The organism is Gluconobacter kanchanaburiensis NBRC 103587 (genome assembly GCF_007988905.1).
Taxonomy (GTDB): domain Bacteria; phylum Pseudomonadota; class Alphaproteobacteria; order Acetobacterales; family Acetobacteraceae; genus Gluconobacter; species Gluconobacter kanchanaburiensis.
This window is the reverse complement of the sequence record NZ_BJVA01000005.1, coordinates 139,851-158,778: the sequence shown is the minus strand read 5'-3', so window position 1 is coordinate 158,778 and position 18,928 is coordinate 139,851. Positions and strand designations below refer to the sequence as shown.

At 57.0% G+C, this 18,928-nt stretch carries 14 protein-coding genes and 1 tRNA gene; all 15 read left to right on the top strand.

Annotated elements, in window-relative coordinates; translation table 11 throughout:
• The gene (gene tig / locus GKA01_RS06130; RefSeq protein ID WP_146860220.1) at positions 1-1,332 is read left to right on the top strand and encodes a trigger factor; all 1,332 of its coding nucleotides are present in this window, start codon (positions 1-3) and stop codon (positions 1,330-1,332) included.
• 133 nt (positions 1,333-1,465) lie between these two features.
• The gene (locus GKA01_RS06125) at positions 1,466-2,113 is read left to right on the top strand and encodes an ATP-dependent Clp protease proteolytic subunit (protein WP_146860218.1); all 648 of its coding nucleotides are present in this window, start codon (positions 1,466-1,468) and stop codon (positions 2,111-2,113) included.
• Between the two features lie 191 nt (positions 2,114-2,304).
• The gene (gene clpX, locus GKA01_RS06120; protein ID WP_146860216.1) at positions 2,305-3,570 is read left to right on the top strand and encodes an ATP-dependent Clp protease ATP-binding subunit ClpX; all 1,266 of its coding nucleotides are present in this window, start codon (positions 2,305-2,307) and stop codon (positions 3,568-3,570) included.
• A 153-nt stretch (positions 3,571-3,723) separates the two neighbouring features.
• Positions 3,724-6,288, top strand: a complete 2,565-nt coding sequence (gene lon, locus GKA01_RS06115) for an endopeptidase La (protein WP_146860214.1) — start codon at positions 3,724-3,726, stop codon at positions 6,286-6,288.
• Between the two features lie 141 nt (positions 6,289-6,429).
• A complete protein-coding gene (locus GKA01_RS06110; RefSeq protein ID WP_011251684.1) occupies positions 6,430-6,714 on the top strand; it encodes an HU family DNA-binding protein in 285 nt (94 codons plus the stop codon).
• Positions 6,715-6,789: 75 nt separating this feature from the next.
• Positions 6,790-6,864 (top strand) — tRNA-Val (locus GKA01_RS06105).
• A 19-nt stretch (positions 6,865-6,883) separates the two neighbouring features.
• Positions 6,884-7,615 (top strand): biotin--[acetyl-CoA-carboxylase] ligase, encoded by a 732-nt coding sequence (locus GKA01_RS06100; protein WP_146860212.1) that lies wholly within the window; start codon positions 6,884-6,886, stop codon positions 7,613-7,615.
• 16 nt (positions 7,616-7,631) lie between these two features.
• On the top strand, positions 7,632-8,444 hold the full coding sequence (locus GKA01_RS06095) for a type III pantothenate kinase (RefSeq protein ID WP_146860210.1): 813 nt from the start codon (positions 7,632-7,634) through the stop codon (positions 8,442-8,444).
• A 40-nt stretch (positions 8,445-8,484) separates the two neighbouring features.
• A complete protein-coding gene (locus GKA01_RS06090) occupies positions 8,485-10,143 on the top strand; it encodes a ribonuclease J (RefSeq protein WP_146860208.1) in 1,659 nt (552 codons plus the stop codon).
• 12 nt (positions 10,144-10,155) lie between these two features.
• Positions 10,156-11,472 (top strand): proline--tRNA ligase, encoded by a 1,317-nt coding sequence (gene proS, locus GKA01_RS06085; RefSeq protein WP_146860206.1) that lies wholly within the window; start codon positions 10,156-10,158, stop codon positions 11,470-11,472.
• On the top strand, positions 11,472-12,722 hold the full coding sequence (locus GKA01_RS06080; protein WP_146860204.1) for a lipoprotein-releasing ABC transporter permease subunit: 1,251 nt from the start codon (positions 11,472-11,474) through the stop codon (positions 12,720-12,722). Before proS ends, GKA01_RS06080 begins: the two co-directional genes overlap by 1 nt.
• The gene (locus GKA01_RS06075; RefSeq protein WP_146860202.1) at positions 12,715-13,410 is read left to right on the top strand and encodes an ABC transporter ATP-binding protein; all 696 of its coding nucleotides are present in this window, start codon (positions 12,715-12,717) and stop codon (positions 13,408-13,410) included. The genes GKA01_RS06080 and GKA01_RS06075 overlap by 8 nt, the downstream gene beginning before the upstream one ends.
• Positions 13,411-13,480: 70 nt before the next feature.
• On the top strand, positions 13,481-16,903 hold the full coding sequence (dnaE, locus tag GKA01_RS06070) for a DNA polymerase III subunit alpha (RefSeq protein WP_146860200.1): 3,423 nt from the start codon (positions 13,481-13,483) through the stop codon (positions 16,901-16,903).
• 203 nt (positions 16,904-17,106) lie between these two features.
• Positions 17,107-17,904 (top strand): 30S ribosomal protein S2, encoded by a 798-nt coding sequence (gene rpsB, locus GKA01_RS06065; RefSeq protein WP_146860198.1) that lies wholly within the window; start codon positions 17,107-17,109, stop codon positions 17,902-17,904.
• Between the two features lie 101 nt (positions 17,905-18,005).
• Entirely contained in the window at positions 18,006-18,914 is a 909-nt protein-coding gene (gene tsf, locus GKA01_RS06060; protein WP_146860196.1) for a translation elongation factor Ts, read from the top strand.
• Positions 18,915-18,928: the final 14 nt, after the last annotated feature.

Below are 18,928 nucleotides of genomic sequence, written 5' to 3'. Positions count from 1 at the left end.
ATGCAGGTTACGCCCACGCTCAACGAAGGACTTAAGCGCGCCTTCACCGTCGTTGTCCCGTCTGCCGACCTGCAGGCCCGCCGCGATGCACGACTCGCCGAAGTCGCGAAGACCATCAAGCTGCCGGGTTTCCGTCCTGGCAAGGTGCCGGCCTCCCTCGTCAAGCAGCGTTATGGTGCATCCGTGAATGCGGAACTGCTTGAAGAAGCCGTCAACGATGCGACCACAAAACTGTTTGAAGAACAGAAGATCCGTCCGGCGATGCAGCCGAAGGTCGAAGTGGTATCCGCAATTGAAGACGGCAAGGATCTTGAATTCAAGGTCGAGACCGAGGTTCTTCCGGAAATCGAAGTTCCCGATCTGTCTGGCCTGAAATTGACTCGTCTTGGCGCCAAGGTAAGCGAAGAGACTGTCGAAAAGGCTCTGAACGATGTTGCTCGTCGTAGCCGCAAGTTCGAGACAATCGAGGAAGACCGTGCAGCCGCTCAGGGCGATGTCGTCTGCGTTGACTTTGTCGGCAAGCTAGACGGCACGCCGTTCGATGGCGGCACGGCTGACGACGTGAATGTCGAAATCGGCGGCGAAGGCTTTATCCCTGGTTTTGCCGAGCAGATGGAAGGCATGAAGGCTGGCGAAGAGCGTGTTATCAATGTGACGTTCCCCGCCGACTATCAGGCTGAAGAACTGGCCGGCAAGGCTGTCACCTTCGACATCAAGGCGAAGTCCCTGAAGAAGGCCGTTGATCCGGTCATCGACGACGAGCTTGCCAAGACGATCGGTTTCGAAAATCTTGAGCAGATCCGCAAGATCATCACCGAGCAGGCTGAGGGTGAATACCAGCAGCTCTCGCGTCTGCGCATTAAGCGTGACCTTCTGGATGCCCTGTCCGAGAAAACGGATTTTGAGGCACCGTCCAGCATGGTTGACGCTGAGTTCAACCAGATCTGGGCTCGCGTCGAGGAAGACCGTAAGGCCGGTCGCCTGGACGAGGAAGATGCAGGCAAGGACGAAGAGACCCTCAAGGCTGATTACCGTCGTATTGCAGAGCGTCGCGTGAAGCTGGGTCTGCTGCTGGCTGAAATCGGCCGCAAGCAGGAGATTCAAGTTTCTCGTGAAGAGCTTCTGGGTGCGATGCAGCAGGAAGCCCAGCGTTATCCGGGTCAGGAACAGATGGTTTTCGAGTTCTTCTCCAAGAACCCGCAGGCTGTTGAAGGGCTCCGTGGCCCGATCCTGGAAAACAAGGTCGTCGATTATCTGATCGAGCTGGCCGACGTCACCGATAAGGACGTGACGCCGGAAGAGCTGGCCGAAATCCCGCCCGCCGAACTCTGATCTTTCGGCGCGGGATCCAACGGGCACTCTTCGGGTGCCCGTTTTTTCCTGCCTGCTCCCTTTGACGGAATGACATGTCGGGTCCATGTTAGGAAGCAGAAGAAAGCCCATTGGGCATTGAGGAACAGACAGCATGGCCATTCGGGATCGTGATCCCCTCGAGGTGTTGAGCAACTCTCTGGTGCCGATGGTGGTCGAGCAGACTGCCCGCGGAGAACGCGCTTTTGACATCTTTTCGCGTCTCCTTCAGGAGCGCATCATTTTCCTGACCGGACCCGTTTACGATCAGGTCTCCTCCCTGATCTGCGCGCAGCTTCTCTACCTTGAGAGCGTAAACCCGACCAAGGAAATCTCGTTTTACATCAACAGTCCGGGCGGCGTTGTTTCCGCCGGCCTCGCGATCTATGACACCATGCAGTACATCCGCTGCCCGGTCAGCACGGTCTGCATCGGTCAGGCCGCCTCCATGGGGTCTCTGCTGCTCGCGGGTGGTGAGAAGGGGCATCGTTACGCTCTTCCGAATGCCCGCGTGATGGTCCATCAGCCGTCTGGCGGTGCGCAGGGACAGGCCTCGGACATCGAGATTCAGGCCCGCGAAATTCTCATCATCCGTCAGCGCTTAAACGAGATCTATCGCGAGCACACCGGACAGACGCTGGAACAGATCGAGCAGAAGCTCGAACGTGACAGTTATCTTTCGGCGAACGAAGCGCGTGAATTCGGTCTTATTGACAAGGTTGTCGAACGTAATCCGCACAAGACCACACCTGACCCAAGCTGAGGTATGTCTGGGACGGGAAGTGACGTGACTTCCTGAAGCTAAAAAGCGGCATCCAGGATGCCGCTTTTCGTGTCTTGGGGCTCTAGGCTCCGGGGTTGCCGAAGGAACTCACCTCGGCTTACAGTTAAAGTTCTTTCGCATGTCTGCTGCGTGAATGCGGTCAGGTCGTGCGTAAGGGAAAGGGAACAGCAATGAGCAACAAATCCGGCGATTCCAAAAACACCTTGTATTGCTCGTTCTGTGGGAAATCCCAGCACGAAGTCCGCAAGCTGATCGCTGGTCCCACGGTCTTCATCTGCGACGAATGTGTAGAACTCTGCATGGATATCATCCGTGAAGAGCATAAGACGCATCTCGTGAAGTCCCGTGACGGTGTCCCCACGCCCAAGGAAATCTGCAAGGTTCTCGATGACTATGTCATTGGTCAGTTTGAAGCCAAGCGTGCGCTCTCTGTGGCTGTTCACAATCATTACAAGCGCCTCGCCCATGCGGCGAAGAGCAACGACATCGAAATTGCGAAATCCAACATCCTGCTGATCGGTCCGACAGGTTCTGGAAAAACTCTGCTTGCCCAGACGCTAGCTCGAATTCTGGATGTTCCGTTTACAATGGCGGATGCGACGACCCTGACCGAAGCCGGTTACGTGGGTGAGGATGTCGAAAACATCATTCTCAAGCTGCTACAGGCGGCCGATTACAACGTGGACCGGGCGCAGCGCGGCATCGTCTATATCGACGAAATCGACAAAATTTCCCGTAAGTCCGACAATCCGTCCATTACGCGGGATGTCTCGGGCGAGGGGGTGCAGCAGGCACTGCTCAAGCTCATGGAAGGAACGGTTGCGTCTGTGCCTCCGCAAGGGGGGCGCAAACATCCGCAGCAGGAATTCCTGCAGGTGGATACGACTAATATGCTGTTTATCTGTGGCGGTGCGTTTGCGGGGCTGGACAAGATCATCTCAGCGCGTGGCAAAGGGTCCGGCATAGGCTTCGGCGCGGATGTAAGATCCGATGACGAGCGTCGGCTGGGAGCCATTCTTCAGAGCGTTGAGCCTGAAGATCTGCTAAAATTCGGTCTTATTCCCGAATTCATTGGCCGTTTGCCGGTCATCGCCGCGCTGAACGATCTGGATGAAGCTGCTCTGATCCAGATTCTCAGTAAACCCAAAAACGCGCTGATCAAGCAGTATGGCCGCCTTTTTGAGATGGAGGGAGTCAAACTCACCTTCACGGAAGATGCTCTGGCGGCCATCGCCAAGCGTGCGATCGAGCGCAAGACCGGTGCTCGCGGTCTTCGATCCATCATGGAGAATATCCTGCTTGGAACGATGTTCGACCTTCCGGGTCTCGAAGGGGTGGAGGAAGTCGTCATCAACAAGGATGTTGCCGAAAACAAGGCCCAGCCTGTCTATGTATATGGCAAGGGGAAAACCGAACCTGCAGAACAGTCTGCATGAAATAACATGTCGGGCTCTTGCGCCGGACCTTATGGGTTTCGACATAACTGACCGAGGTTGTCCGAATTCATGCCGAAAGGTGTGAAAACGATGTGGTGCTGGTGCTGCATGGCAGGCCAGTGCCACCAGATCGTCCCTCTGGAGATCAAGTGAATGACTGAAGATACCAAGCCCAAAACCCGTCGCCGTACCAAGAAATCCGTTGAGGATTTCGGGTCCGAAAAGACCACTGCTCCCATCAAAGCCGTTCGTAAGCCTCGGTCTGCTGCGGCCTCCAAGCCGTCACCCGAAGTGGAGACTCATGCTGTCGTCGAACAGGTGCGTCATGACGTGATGGCGGTTCTGCCGCTACGAAACATCGTCGTTTTTCCACATATGATCGTGCCACTGTTTGTGGGGCGTGAAAAATCAGTCAAGGCGCTCGAAACGGTTACGCGCGAGAGCAAGCAGATCCTTCTTGTCGCGCAGAAGGATGTCTCGCTGGACGATCCGTCTGTTGATGACATCTATCGCTATGGAACAGTGTCAACGATCCTGCAGCTTCTCAAGCTGCCTGATGGAACCGTCAAGGTTCTGGTTGAGGGGACGCGGCGTGTCCATATCACGCGACTGTTTGATGTGGATGGTCATTTCGAGGCGGAAATCGAGGAAATTCCTGAAGAGGCCGTCGATGCTGCTCCCGGTAGCGAAATTGAGGCGCTGAGCCGCTCAACGGTTTCGCAGTTTGAACAGTATATCAAGCTCAACAAGAAAATTCCTCCCGAGGTCATGGTTTCGATCAACCAGATCGAAGGCGTGTCAAAGCTTGCAGATACGATCGCAAGCCATCTAAACCTCAAGATTTCTGAAAAGCAGGAAATTCTCGAGACAGCATCGGCCGCGCGGCGTCTGGAGCAGGTTTTCGCGCATATCGAAACCGAAATCGGCGTTCTTCAGGTTGAAAAGCGGATCCGCAACCGCGTGAAGCGGCAGATGGAGAAGACCCAGCGCGAGTACTATCTGAACGAGCAGCTCAAGGCGATTCAGAAGGAGCTTGGCGAGGGGGAAGACGGCAAGGATGAAAATGCCGAGCTTGAAGAAAAGATCGCCAAGACGCGTCTGACCCGTGAAGCCAAGGAAAAGGCCCTTGCCGAGCTGAAAAAGCTGCGGGGGATGAGTCCCATGTCGGCCGAAAGCACGGTCGTGCGGAACTATCTCGACTGGTTGCTTGGCATTCCCTGGAAAAAGCGGTCCAAGATTACCCGTGAATTCCAACATGCAGAAGAAGTGCTTGAGGCCGAGCATTATGGCCTGGAGAAGGTCAAGGAGCGCATTCTCGAGTATTTGGCCGTCCAGAGTCGTTCGCAGAAGCTCAAAGGACCGATCCTGTGTCTTGTCGGACCTCCTGGTGTTGGTAAGACTTCTCTGGCCCGCTCCATAGCCAAAGCTACCGGGCGGAACTACATCCGGATGTCATTGGGTGGTGTGCGTGATGAATCTGAAATCCGTGGCCACCGACGTACCTATATCGGCTCGATGCCTGGCAAGATCATTCAGGGCATGAAAAAAGCGCGGACGTCCAATCCGCTTTTCCTTCTGGATGAAATTGATAAGCTTGGCGCTGACTGGCGTGGTGATCCGTCTTCGGCCCTGCTGGAAGTGCTGGATCCGGAGCAGAATTCCACGTTCGCCGATCACTATCTTGAAGTGGATTATGATCTGTCGGATGTGATGTTCGTCACGACGGCCAACAGTCTAAACATGCCCCAGCCACTGCTGGACCGCATGGAGGTCATCAATCTTTCCGGTTATACGGAAGATGAGAAGGTGCAGATTGCGAGACGTCATCTTCTGGGCAAACAGGCAGAAGCCCATAATCTCAAGGAAGGCGAGCTGATCATTTCCGACGACACGATCAGGGAGCTGATCCGTGCGTATACCCGGGAAGCTGGCGTTCGAAACCTTGAGCGTGAGCTGGCAAAGCTTGCTCGCAAAGCGGTAAAGGAAATCATTACTACCAACGTTGATCACGTCGAGATTACGCCGGAAAACCTTGAGAAATATGCTGGTGTTCGTCGTTTCCGCCATGGGGAGACCGAAGCTGAAGACATGATTGGCGTTGTTACGGGGCTTGCCTGGACATCTGTTGGGGGCGAAATCCTGACGATCGAAAGCGTGACCGTTCCAGGCAAGGGGCAGGTCAAGCAGACGGGTAAGCTTGGTGAAGTTATGCAGGAGAGCATTTCTGCTGCGCTTTCCTATGTCCGCTCGCGAGCGCAAGACTTTGGCATCCGGCCGCCTTTGTTTGAGAAGCGGGATATCCACATTCATTTGCCCGAGGGTGCTACCCCCAAGGATGGTCCTTCCGCTGGCATCGCGCTCGCTACGTCTCTGGTGAGCATCATGACGCAGATTCCCATTCGCCGGGACGTCGCCATGACAGGCGAGATCACCCTGCGTGGGCGCGTTCTTGAGATTGGAGGGCTGAAGGAAAAGCTTCTGGCCGCGCTGAGGGCGGGCATCAAGACCGTTCTGATTCCCAAGGACAACGAGAAAGATCTGACAGAAGTGCCGGACAATGTCCGCCATGCCCTTAAGATCATTCCGGTGAGCCATGTGGACGAGGTGCTCAAAATCGCACTGACTCGGATGCCTGAAGCTATTGAATGGGATGAAAATGTCGATCCAATTGGTGAAATAACGGTGGATAAAGCTGCTCCGCAGCCCCTTCCGCACTGACAGGGCAGATCTTCTGCGATTCTAGCAGTTGACGCGGGCAAAATCCGCTTCATAGTGCGGCCGCAGATCGAACAAGGCGCCTGAGCCAGAAGGGACTCACCGGAGCCCGGCTCAGGCCCTCTAACACCAGAAAGGCACATCATGGAGAAGCCCCTCAACAAGCAGGAACTGATCGCCGCCGTTGCAGACGCTGCCGATCTTCCGAAGGCCAAGGCTAGCGAAGTTGTCGATGCGGTGTTCAGCACAATCGAAGCGACGCTTGCCAAGAAGCAGGAAGTCCGTCTCGTCGGCTTCGGCAGCTTCGTGACCGCAACGCGTAAGGCTGCCAAGGGCCGCAACCCGCGTACGGGCGAAGAGATCGACATTCCGGCATCCACCTCTGTCCGCTTTAAGCCGGGCAAGGGTCTGAAGGACGCCGTGAGCTGAGAAAACTCACAAAACGGTTTCGGGTGGCTTTACCGCCATCCGAAACCGTGTATATAGACCTCACAAACATTCTGAGGGCGATTAGCTCAGCGGTAGAGCGTCTCGTTTACACCGAGAGGGTCGGCGGTTCAATCCCGTCATCGCCCACCAAAATGAATTCCGTACAGCAATGAACTGGCGTTTCGAGTATTATGAGACGCTTGGCTCTACGTCTGATCTCTGTAAAGCCAGAGCCGAGACGGGTGAGTTGGCCGGCTTGGCCATTCAGGCTTTTTCCCAGACATCCGGACGCGGTACGCGAGGACGAAGCTGGACTGATCCAGGCGGAAATCTTGCAATTTCTCTCCTGTTTCGCCCCATCAGCATGGCTGATTTCATTACAGCTCTTCCTTTCGTCATTGCAGTTGCGCTGTTTGATGCCGCCGCGCATTTTTGCGCCACACAACATGCTGTCTCCCGTCTCATGCTCAAATGGCCGAACGACCTTCTGTTTGAAGGGCGCAAGATGGCAGGAGTTCTGATCGAGACGGGAACTTTGCGTGAGAATTCGTGGGTTGTTGTCGGGATCGGCGCTAACCTGCGCGAGCCACCAGTTATTCCCGGCCGCCGCCTGGCTGCACTCAGTGAAATCGCCGATACACCGTCGCCTGAGGTTTTCGGACGCATACTTGTGGAGATGGTCGACCGCTGGGTTGCCGTACAGGTGCGGGACGGGTTTGCCCCAATCAGGGAGGCCTGGCTGGCAAGGGCGCACCCTATCGGTGCGGCGCTTGCGATTCAGGGACGTGAAACATATATTACAGGTTCGTTTTCAGGGCTGGATGCGCAGGGACGCCTGCTTCTTGCATTGCCTAACGGTGAGACCATTCCGGTTGTAACCGGCGATATCGTGCTGGATTGAAGGACCGGACCCCAACGTGCTTCTCGTCATTGATGCTGGAAACACCAACATCGTGTTCGCCTTACACGATGGTGAGGCGTGGCTGGGGCAGTGGCGTATCTCCACGAACGAAGCGCGGACTGCTGACGAATATGCTGCGTGGCTTCTGATACTTTTCGAGCGTGTCGGGCTTGATAGCCGCAAGGTGACCCGGGCAATTATTGGGACTGTGGTACCGGTGGCGCTTTATGAACTGCGCCGTTTTTGCCGTGAATGGCTGAGTGTTGTTCCTCTTGTCGCCGACGCGAGGCTGGACTGGGGAATTGATGTTCTCGTGGATAACCCCAATGAGCTCGGTGCTGATCGCCGTCTGAATGGTCTGGCGGGGCGTGAACTTCATGGAACACCCCTTATTGTTGTTGATTTTGGAACGGCAACAACATTCGATGTCGTCAATAGTGCCGGACAGTTCTGTGGTGGGGCGATTGCTCCGGGCGTCAATCTTTCCATTGATGCTCTGCATCGTGCCGCGGCTCGCCTGCCCAGAATGAGTATCGGACGTCCCAGTGTTGCCATCGGGCGCAGCACAAGTGTGGCAATGCGCTCCGGGTTGTTCTGGGGCTATGTCGGGCTTGTCGAGGGACTGATCCGACGCATTTCTGATGAAATGGACACAAAGCCAACCGTGATTGCGACAGGAGGTCTGGCTCCGCTGTTCTCCGAGGGAACGTCGCTTTTCGATGTACTGGCGCCCGATTTGACGCTGGATGGCCTGCGCCTTCTGGCGGACCGCAATATGGGTCCGCCGCTTTCCTATTCCCCCGACCGCTCTCAGGGCATCGGGCAATGAATATCATTCTGATTATGTGTCATAACTGCAAGGAACAATCATGACAGAAAAACCGGACGGTCTGTCTTTCCTGCCCTTGGGCGGGACAGGCGAGATCGGCATGAATTTCAATCTCTACTGCCTGACGAAGAACGGTCGCGACACCTGGCTTGCCATCGATTGCGGCATCGGATTTTCGGGTAACGACACACCTGAAGCCGAAGTGCTGATGCCGGACCCGACCTTCATTGCTGATCGCGCGCGGGATCTGTGCGGTCTGGTGATTACGCACGCGCATGAAGACCATCTGGGTGCGGTGGCGCATCTGTGGCCGTATCTGCGCTGCCCGGTTTATGCAACGCCGTTTGCTGCTGCGGTTCTACGGCGCAAGTTGCAGGAAGCGCATCTGAACAATCAGGTGAAGATCCATGTCATTCGTCCGGCTTCGCGTTTTGAAGTTGGGCCGTTCGATCTTCAGTTCGTGTCCGTCACGCATTCCGTCGCCGAAGCGCAGGCTGTGGCGCTGCGGACGCCGCATGGTCTGATCGTCCATACCGGTGACTGGAAGCTCGACGAGAACCCGCTGGTCGGTCCGGTAACGGATCTGGAGACGTTCGGTAAGCTGGGCGACGAAGGTGTTCTGGCCATGGTCGGCGACAGCACCAACGTGCTCAAGCCGGGCAAGTCCGAGTCCGAGGCAGATGTCCGCAAAGGGCTGACGGATCTGATCATGGGTCTGGAAGGCCGTATCGCCGTGACCTGCTTCGCCAGTAACGTGGCGCGCGTTGAGAGCATCGCCAAGGCTGCTCAGGCTTCGGGGCGTGTGGTCATGATCGTTGGGCGTTCGCTGCGCAACCTTGAGACGGCTGCGCGTGAGTGCGGCTATTTTCAGGACCTGCCGCCTTTTCTGACCGAACAGGATGCGCGGGACGTCGAAGACGAAAACCTGCTGATGATCATCACGGGCAGTCAGGGTGAGCCGCGCTCGGCCCTGTCGCGTATTGCTTCTGATACGCATCCGAACATTGCCCTCGGCGAAGGGGATACGGTGATCTACAGCTCGCGGATGATCCCGGGTAACGAGCAGGCCGTTATGGCCGTACAGGACAATCTGTCGCGTCGTGGCGTGACGGTCCTGACGGACAAGGACGCGAAGGTTCACACATCCGGTCATGCGACCAGCGAAGACATTCGCACGCTCTATCGGATCGTCCGCCCGAAATACAGCATTCCGACCCACGGTGAATGGCGTCATCTGACGGCTCATGCCGCACTGGCGCATGAAATGGGTTCGGAACCGATCCTTCTGGAAGATGGTGACATCCTGAACCTGTCTCCGGGTGAGGTGAAGGTTGTCGACACAGCGCCGACGGGCCGTCTGGCACTGGATGGCGGTCGTCTGCTGCCCATGACGGGCGGTGTTCTCGCTGCTCGTCGCAAGATGCTGTTCAACGGCATCGTTTTAGCTAGTTTTGCGGTCGATGACGAAGGTTACGTCATTGGTGAGCCGAAGATCAGTGCGCCGGGCCTGCTGGAATCTGACGATCCGGAAAGCATCCGGATTCAGGAAGAATTCGCTGACTCCATCGACCAGATTCCGGATGAACTGCGTCAGGACGATGCGGCCTTCCGTGATGCGGCCAAAACGGCCCTGCGTCGTGCTCTGGGGCGAAAGCTTCAGAAGCGTCCGCTTGTCGATGTTCATCTGCTGCGCGTCTGAGAGAAGTAATCCATGCGTTTGACAAAAGCCTTTCAGCCGACGCTGAAGGAAGTGCCGACCGAGGCACAGATCGCGTCTCACCGCCTGATGCTGCGGGCTGGTCTTGTGCGCCAGACCTCTTCGGGCATCTATGCCTGGCTGCCGGCAGGCCTGCGGGTTCTGCGCAATATCGAGCAGATCGTCCGCGAGGAGCAGGACGCGATCGGCGCACAGGAAGTTCTGATGCCGACGCTTCAGTCCGCCGATCTGTGGCGCCGCTCGGGGCGGTATGACGCTTATGGTCCGGAAATGCTCCGGATTCAGGATCGTCATGGCCGTGATCTGCTGTACGGGCCGACGAACGAGGAAATGATCACGGATATCTTCGGAGCATCCGTGAAATCCTACAAGGATCTGCCCAAGGCACTCTACCACATCCAGTGGAAGTTCCGGGACGAGGTGCGTCCCCGTTTCGGCGTGATGCGCGGGCGTGAGTTCCTCATGAAAGACGCCTATTCCTTCGATGCGTCCTACGAGGATGCCGTCGCCAGCTATCGCCGGATGATGCTGTCCTATCTGCGTATCTTCCAGCGTCTGGGTGTTCGGGCCGTTCCGATGGTCGCCGATACGGGACCGATCGGTGGTGATCTGAGCCACGAATTCCTCGTTCTTGCTCCGACGGGTGAAAGCGGCGTTTTCTTTGATGCCGCACTCGAAGAGCAGGACTGGCTTGGTCGTCCGGTCGATTGTGACGATCACGAAAGTCTCGCCACATTCTTCTCAACCGTGACCGATCATTACGCCGCTACGGATGAGAAGCACGACGAAGCCGAATGGGCCAAGGTCCCGGAGGAGCGCAAGCGCGAAGGCCGCGGGATCGAAGTCGGTCATATCTTCTATTTTGGTACGAAGTACACGGAATCGATGGGCATTGAGGTGATCGGTTCTGATGGGACGTCGTTCCATCCGCAGATGGGGTCTTACGGTATTGGCGTGTCGCGTCTGGTCGGGGCGATCATCGAGGCGTCGCATGATGAGGCTGGCATCATCTGGCCAGCATCGGTCGCGCCGTATCGTGCGGCAATCCTGAACCTGCGTCAGGGGGATGAGGCCTGTGATGCGATCTGTGAGAGCATTTACGGCACCGATCCCGAGAACCTGCTGTACGATGACCGCTCAGATCGCGCGGGTGTGAAGTTCAACGATGCGGATCTGATGGGACATCCCTGGCAGATTATCGTCGGACCTCGGGGCGCCAAGGAAGGCAAGGTCGAGCTCAAGCAGCGTGCTACAGGCGAGCGGTTTGAACTGTCCGTCGAGGACGCTCTGGCCAAAATCGGAGACGCCTGATGTTCGGCCGCTTCGAGCGCATGGTGGCGGGACGGTATCTCCGTGCCCGCCGGGGCGAGCGTTTCGCCTCGATCATCGCCATTTTCTCCCTGATCGGGATTGCGCTCGGAGTGGCGACACTCATCATCGTCATGTCGGTGATGAACGGCTTCAAGGCCGATCTGATGGGACGTATCCTCGGTCTGCACGGAGACCTGACCGTATATGGTTATGGGCGTCCCATTGAGGCTTACGAAAACGATGTCGCTGCGATCCGGCAGGTTCCGGGCGTAAAATCCGTTATCCCCATGGCGCAGGGTACTGTGCTGGTGGAGGCGGGGCGCTTCTCGTCCGGGGCGGAAATGCAGGGCGTCTCCCAGCAGTCATTGCGGGACTGGACGGCCCTGAGCAGCGGGATCATCGCAGGAAGTCTGAACGATTTTACTGGCGATAACGCTGTGGCCATCGGCACCACGATGGCAGACAGGGCAGGGCTCACGATCGGGTCTCCCATCACGCTGCTTTCTCCGGACGGGCAAGCGACGCCGTTCGGAACGATGCCGCGGGTGAAAACCTATCATGTGGCCGTCATTTTCGATGCGAACTGGAACGACTATAATTCCAGTGTCGTCCTGATGCCGCTGCCCGCGGCGCAGAAATTCCTGATGCTCGGGACGTCCGCTGTTTCGCTCATTCAGGTTTCTACGGTTGACCCGTCCAATGTGCAGCCGACGCGCAAGGCCATTGCCGCGCGTCTGGAAGATCCGCGCCTGCGTGTGCTGGACTGGACGCAGAGCGCCAATGGTTTCCTGGATGCGGTGACGGTTGAGCAGAACGTCATGTTCCTGATCCTGACGCTCATCATTCTCGTGGCGGCATTCAACGTGATTTCGTCACTGATCATGATGGTCAAGGACAAGACGCGGGATATTGCGGTGCTACGGACGCTTGGTGCGAGCAGAGGCGCGATCATGCGGATTTTCCTCATGTGCGGCGCGTCTGTCGGGATTGTGGGAACCGTGGCGGGTTCTGCGCTGGGCATCGCTTTCGCGTTGAACATCGAACGGATCCGTCAATGGCTTCAGTCTCTGACGGGAACCAATCTGTTCAACCCGGAAGTCTATTTTCTGGAGCGTCTGCCAGCAAAACTGGTGTGGTCTCAGGTATGGGAAGTGATTGGGATGTCGCTGGTTCTGTCGCTTCTGGCGACCCTCTATCCGTCATGGCGGGCAGCGAGAACCGATCCGATCGAGGCACTGCGTCATGAGTGAAACATCCACAGGGCCCAGCGCCCTGCGCCTTGAGGGACTCACGCGGCGCTTTCGCTCGGGCGAGGAAACGCTCGAAATCCTGAGCGGAGCGGAGTTCGAACTCCGTTCCGGCGAGATCGTGGCTCTGGTGGCGCCAAGCGGAACAGGAAAATCCACGCTTTTGCATCTGGCGGGTTTGCTGGAAGCTCCCAGTGAGGGGACAGTCTTTATCGCCGACCGCCCCGCCAGCGGATTGAATGACACCGTACGCACGGCCATTCGACGGGACCAGATCGGCTTCGTCTATCAGTTTCATCATCTGCTGGGTGAGTTTACCGCCTGCGAAAACGTCATGCTGCCGCAACTGATCGCAGGTGTACCCCCACGCAAGGCGCGGGAACGGGCAAGGGATCTGCTGGGCCGTTTTGGACTGTCGCATCGTCTTGAGTCGCTGCCCGGCCGTCTTTCGGGAGGTGAGCAGCAGCGAACGGCAATTGCCCGCGCACTGGCCAACCAGCCCCGATTGCTTCTGGCAGATGAACCAACTGGCAATCTGGATGTTGGAACTGCGGACCATGTCTTTGGAGAGCTGCTACGTGTGGTGCGGGAAGAGGGCGCTGCAGCTCTGATCGCGACCCATAATGACGAACTGGCATCCCGGATGGACAGGACCGTCACACTGCGGAATGGAAAGCTCGTTCCTCTCTGATCTTCCCTATGTGCAGGGATGGCACTCGAAACCACCTGCATCCTGAGCGTGATCTTGGTAGAGTACAGGCATGTCACATGCCGATTTTGTCCATCTTAGAAATCACTCTGCCTACTCCCTGAGTCAGGGAGCAATCCGGATTCCAGAGCTCGTCACGCTGGCAGCAAAAAACGGGATGCCAGCCGTAGCCCTGACAGATAGCGGCAATCTGTTCGGCGCACTTGAGTTCTCGCTGTATTGTCGCAGCAATGGTGTCCAGCCAATTGTCGGCTGTCAGATTTCTCTTCCCGCGCGCTCGACAAAACCCGGTGCGGCTTGTGAGCCTCTGGTCGTGCTGGCACGAAATGAGGAGGGACTGGCCAATCTTCAGATCCTGTCTTCAGAGGGGTTTCTGAACGGTGATCCGGCTGATCCTTGCGTTGTGACCGAATTCCTCTGCCGTCACGCAAACGGCCTCTTCCTGCTGACGGGAGGGAATCGTGGACCGATCAACAGACTGATTCTCGAAGAACAAAAAACCGAAGCCCGTGCTCTGCTGATGCAGCTTGAAGAGGCATTTCGGGGAAACATCGCTGTTGAGCTGAACCGCCTGGGAGAGCCGGGAGAACGGGCGGTCGAAAGTATTCTGATCCCGATGGCGGATGATCTGGAGATCCCGCTGGTCGCGACCAATGAGTGCTTTTTTCCTAAACCGGAAATGCATGAGGCTCACGACGCCCTGTTGTGCATCGCGCAGGGAAGGACCATCGCTGAGGAGGATCGCTGGCATGTCTCTCCGCAGGCCTGGTTTAAAACACCGGCAGAAATGCGCGCGGTCTTTCACGATCTGCCGGAGGCCTGTGACAACACGCTCATCATTGCCCGGAAATGTGCTGTTGCAGCCTGTACCCGCAAGCCGCTTCTGCCCATCTGCCCCAAAGTACGTGAAGGCTCTACGGAAGAAGAGACTTTGCGGGCGATGGCGTGGGAAGGACTGGAAAAACGTCTGCAGACCATGGACGCCAGTGAGGAAACGCGGACGCTGTATTCGGAGCGTCTTCAGGTCGAGCTCGACATTATCGCGCGCATGGGATTTCCAGGGTACTTCCTGATCGTTGCTGATTTTATTCAGTGGGCCAAAGCGCATGACATTCCAGTCGGGCCAGGTCGTGGTTCTGGTGCAGGCTCACTTGTAGCGTATGCGCTGACGATTACGGATATCGATCCTATCCCGTTTGGCCTTCTGTTCGAACGCTTCCTGAACCCCGAACGTGTATCCATGCCGGATTTCGATATCGATTTCTGCCAGGACCGACGTGACGAGGTCATTCGTTACGTGCGGGAAGAGTATGGCGGAAGCCGTGTCGCTCAGATTATCACTTTCGGAAAGCTTCAGGCGAAGGCTGCCGTCCGTGACGTGGGGCGCGTGTTGGGTCTGCCTTACGGTATGGTCAACCGTGTTGCTGAACTGATTCCGAACAATCCGGCCAAACCGGTATCGCTTTCCGACGCGATTGATGGAGAGCCGCGCCTTCAGGAAATGAGGGACACTGATGAGTCGCTGAGACGGCTTATGGAAATCGCATTGCAGCTTGAGGGGCTGTATCGCCACGCGTCCACTCATGCGGCGGGTGTGGTGATCGGCGATCGTGAACTGGTCGAACTGGTACCGCTCTATCGCGATCCCAAGAGCGATATGCTCGTAACCCAGTACAACATGAAATATGTGGAACAGGCCGGGCTAGTAAAGTTCGATTTCCTTGGTCTGACAACGCTTACCATTCTCAAGCGGGGTCTGGATTTCCTTAAAGAGCAAGGTGTTATCGTCGATCTTTCACGCATTCCTCTGGATGATCCCAAAACTTTCGAAATGCTGGCGAAAGGCGATACGGCCGGTGTCTTCCAGTTCGAAGGCGCCGGTATGCGGGACATGCTCAAACAGATGGCGGCCAGTCGGCTCGAGGATCTGATTGCGGGCGTGTCGCTTTATCGGCCTGGGCCGATGGCAAATATTCCGGATTATTGCCGCCGTAAACACGGAGAGCCCTGGGAGCCCCCACACGAGGAAATTCGCGACATTCTTGAAGAGACCTACGGTATCATGGTCTATCAGGAACAGGTCATGCAGATTGCCCAGAAAATGGCGGGCTACAGTCTCGGTGGCGCCGATCTGCTTCGCCGGGCAATGGGCAAAAAGATTGCCGCGGAAATGGAGAAGCAGCGTGCGATCTTCACGGAAGGAGCTACCGCGCGAGGAATTCCACAGGAAAAAGCCGTTGAAGTCTTTGATCTTATGGCCCGTTTTGCGGATTACGGCTTTAATAAGTCTCATGCCGCAGCATATGCCCTGGTGTCCTATCAAACGGCCTGGATGAAAGCCAATCATCCGGTTGCTTTTCTGGCGGGATGCATGTCGCTGGCACGGGAAAAAACAGACAAGCTTTCGGCGTTGTGCCAAGAGGCGCGGCGAATGAAGATTCCCGTCTTACCTGTTGATATCAATAGATCTATGGCTGATTTCTCCATTGAGATACTGGAAGATGGGCGTCAGGGAATCCGCTATGCATTGTCAGCGATTAAACGGGTCGGAGCGGCGGCTATGGAGAATGTCGTTGCTGCCCGGGGAAGCAAGCCTTTTCAGGATCTGACGGATTTCGCTGAAAGATGTGACCCGAAGAGCCTGAACAAAATTCAGTTGGAAAGTCTTGCAAAAGCAGGTGCTTTCGACAGTCTTCTTAAAGAAAGGCATGTCGTTTTCTCCAGTGCGGACATTCTCCTGCGCCGTGCACAGGCGCGGGCACAGGAGCAGCAGGTAGGCCAAGCAGGGCTGTTTGGCGGTGCCGGACAGGAGCGGGAAATTCTCAGATTGAATGAGGGCCGTCCCTGGCCGGATTTCGAAAGGCTGTCCCTGGAAGCTTCTTCGATCGGTTTTCACATGAGTGCGCATCCGCTGGATGCTTATCGCAGCGTCTTGCGCCGATTGGGTGTTACGCCATCCAATGCCTTGGAAAATGCTGCAAAAACAGGAACTACGCGTGTCAGGATCGCAGGGTGTGTCGTTGACCGGAAAGAGCGTCCGACGCGTACCGGTAAAAAGATGGCTTGGGTTAATCTTTCGGATAGCGGGGGTGGATGCGAGGTAACCCTCTTCTCGGAAACGCTGATTTCGTGTCGGGATCTTCTGGTGGCTGGGCAGGCAATTTTGGTGAATGCCGAGCTGAAAGTGGATGGCGATGCGTTGCGCATTACTGCCCAAAGCGTGATGGACCTTGAAGTTGCGGCTGCTGCGGAACGATCGGAACTTCGGGTCTGGCTGAAGGAAAACGCAGCTCTCGCGGATCTCGCTACGCTTCTGGAAGAAGTTCAGGGAGGTGTAGGGCGCGTAAAACTGCTTCCTTCAGTGGAGGAAACGCAGGACGTGGAGATTTCCATACCGGGTTCGTATCGGGTAACCCCCCGTCTTGCGGAGCGTTTGCGAACCCTGAAGGGCGTTGAAAAGGCGGAGCAGGTCTGAAATGCGCGGAATATGCTGTCCAGGACCCAGAAATTGAAGCAGGCACTTGCTTTCGGAGCGCGTTTCGGTCATATCGCGAGCGTCCTTTGACTGGGATTTTCCAGAAAAAGGGCAATCCGCACGCATGGCTCTGGGTTTTCTGGTGTCCTGATCTCAGGACGTTGTCATGCGGAGGTTCAACCAGACGCAAGGAATTTTGAATCATGGCAATGCCTGATTTCACCATGCGCCAGCTGCTCGAAGCCGGCGTTCATTTCGGTCACCACACCCGTCGCTGGAACCCGGCGATGGCACCGTACCTCTTCGGTGTGCGTAACCAGGTTCACATCATCGACCTGCAGCAGACGGTTCCGATGCTGGACCGTGCTCTGAAAGTTGTCCGTGACACGGTTGCCAACGGTGGCCGCGTTCTGTTCGTCGGCACCAAGCGCGCTGCGGCTGATCATGTTGCCGAAGCTGCACAGCGTTGCGGCCAGTACTACGTCAATCACCGCTGGCTCGGCGGCATGCTGACCAACTGGAAGACCATCACGGGCTCCATCAAGCGTCTGCGTCAGATCGACGAAATGCTTGCCGGTGATACCGCTGGTCTGACGAAGAAGGAAGTTCTCGACATCACGCGTGACCGCGAGAAGCTCGAGCGTTCCCTCGGCGGCATCAAGGAAATGGGTGGCCTGCCCGACCTGCTGTTCGTGATCGACACGAACAAGGAAAAGCTGGCGATCGAAGAAGCCACGAAGCTCGGCATTCCGGTCATCGGCGTTCTGGACAGCAACTCCAACCCTGCTGGCGTGACCTATCCGATCCCGGGCAATGATGACGCCATCCGCGCCATTACACTGTATTGTGACCTGGTCTCCGGCGCGGTTCTCGATGGTATTTCCGCCGAGATGGCAGCTTCCGGTCAGGATATCGGTGCCGCCGAAGAACTGCCGGCGGAAACCGCTGTTCTGGAAGCCGCCGCTGCTGAAGGCGCAGAAGCTCCCGCTTCCGCAGGCTGAACAGACTGCCGGGGTCCGGTCATGGAAAACGGCAACTGAAACATGGCATGCGGCCGGGCGGGATCGTCCGGCCGCATGATCTTTTTTGAGGGATGAGATAAATGGCAGAAATCACAGCAGCCCTGGTCCGCGAACTGCGCGAAGCCACCGGCGCGGGCATGATGGATTGCAAGAAGGCCCTGACGGAAGCCTCTGGCGACATGGAAGCCGCCATCGACTGGCTGCGCACGAAGGGTCTGTCCCAGGCTGCGAAGAAGTCCGGCCGCACGACGGCTGAAGGTCTGGTCGGCGTCGTATCCGCCAAGAACCGCGCCGCCATGGTTGAAGTCAATGCTGAGACGGACTTCGTGGGCCGCAACGAAGCCTTTCAGGCTTTCGTTGAGCAGGTGGCTCATGTCGCGCTCGAAGTTGGTGACGATCTGGACGCCATCAAGGCTGCCAAGGTTCCGTCCGGCCGTACGGTTGCTGACGAACTGACGCACCTGATCGCCACGATTGGCGAGAACATGGCCATCCGTCGCGCCAAGGTCCTGTCGGTCGAGTCCGGCGTTGTCGCCAGCTACGTCCACAGTGCCCTGCGTCCGGGCATCGGCAAGATTGGCGTTCTCGCTGCTCTTGAGGCTCCTTCTGAGTCCGACGCGCTGCTGACGCTGGGTCGCCAGATCGGCATGCATGTTGCCGCGACCCGTCCGGCCGCTCTGGATGTCGCCAGTGTCGATCCGGAGTCCCTGGAGCGCGAGCGTGCCGTTCTGATCGAGCAGGCCCGTGAGTCCGGCAAGCCGGAAGCCATCATCGAGAAGATGGTCGAAGGCCGTATCCGCAAGTTCTACGAAGAAGTCGTACTTCTGGAGCAGGTGTGGGTTCTGGACGGCGAAAGCCGCGTGGCCAAGGTCGTCAAGGAAGCTGGCGCAAAGCTGGTCGGTTTCGAGCGCTTCCAGCTCGGTGAGGGCATCGAGAAGGAAGAGAGCGACTTCGCTGCTGAAGTCGCCGCTGCTGCTGGCACCAAGTAAGGTTTTCCGTTTCT

What these genes read in the sequence shown, in the direction of transcription:
- tig (WP_146860220.1), top strand. Translation starts at nt 1, where the DNA reads ATGCAGGTTACGCCCACGCTCAACGAAGGACTTAAGCGCGCCTTCACC.
- GKA01_RS06125 (WP_146860218.1), top strand. Translation starts at nt 1,466, where the DNA reads ATGGCCATTCGGGATCGTGATCCCCTCGAGGTGTTGAGCAACTCTCTG.
- clpX (WP_146860216.1), top strand. Translation starts at nt 2,305, where the DNA reads ATGAGCAACAAATCCGGCGATTCCAAAAACACCTTGTATTGCTCGTTC.
- lon (WP_146860214.1), top strand. Translation starts at nt 3,724, where the DNA reads ATGACTGAAGATACCAAGCCCAAAACCCGTCGCCGTACCAAGAAATCC.
- GKA01_RS06110 (WP_011251684.1), top strand. Translation starts at nt 6,430, where the DNA reads ATGGAGAAGCCCCTCAACAAGCAGGAACTGATCGCCGCCGTTGCAGAC.
- GKA01_RS06100 (WP_146860212.1), top strand. Translation starts at nt 6,884, where the DNA reads ATGAACTGGCGTTTCGAGTATTATGAGACGCTTGGCTCTACGTCTGAT.
- GKA01_RS06090 (WP_146860208.1), top strand. Translation starts at nt 8,485, where the DNA reads ATGACAGAAAAACCGGACGGTCTGTCTTTCCTGCCCTTGGGCGGGACA.
- proS (WP_146860206.1), top strand. Translation starts at nt 10,156, where the DNA reads ATGCGTTTGACAAAAGCCTTTCAGCCGACGCTGAAGGAAGTGCCGACC.
- GKA01_RS06080 (WP_146860204.1), top strand. Translation starts at nt 11,472, where the DNA reads ATGTTCGGCCGCTTCGAGCGCATGGTGGCGGGACGGTATCTCCGTGCC.
- GKA01_RS06075 (WP_146860202.1), top strand. Translation starts at nt 12,715, where the DNA reads ATGAGTGAAACATCCACAGGGCCCAGCGCCCTGCGCCTTGAGGGACTC.
- dnaE (WP_146860200.1), top strand. Translation starts at nt 13,481, where the DNA reads ATGTCACATGCCGATTTTGTCCATCTTAGAAATCACTCTGCCTACTCC.
- rpsB (WP_146860198.1), top strand. Translation starts at nt 17,107, where the DNA reads ATGGCAATGCCTGATTTCACCATGCGCCAGCTGCTCGAAGCCGGCGTT.
- tsf (WP_146860196.1), top strand. Translation starts at nt 18,006, where the DNA reads ATGGCAGAAATCACAGCAGCCCTGGTCCGCGAACTGCGCGAAGCCACC.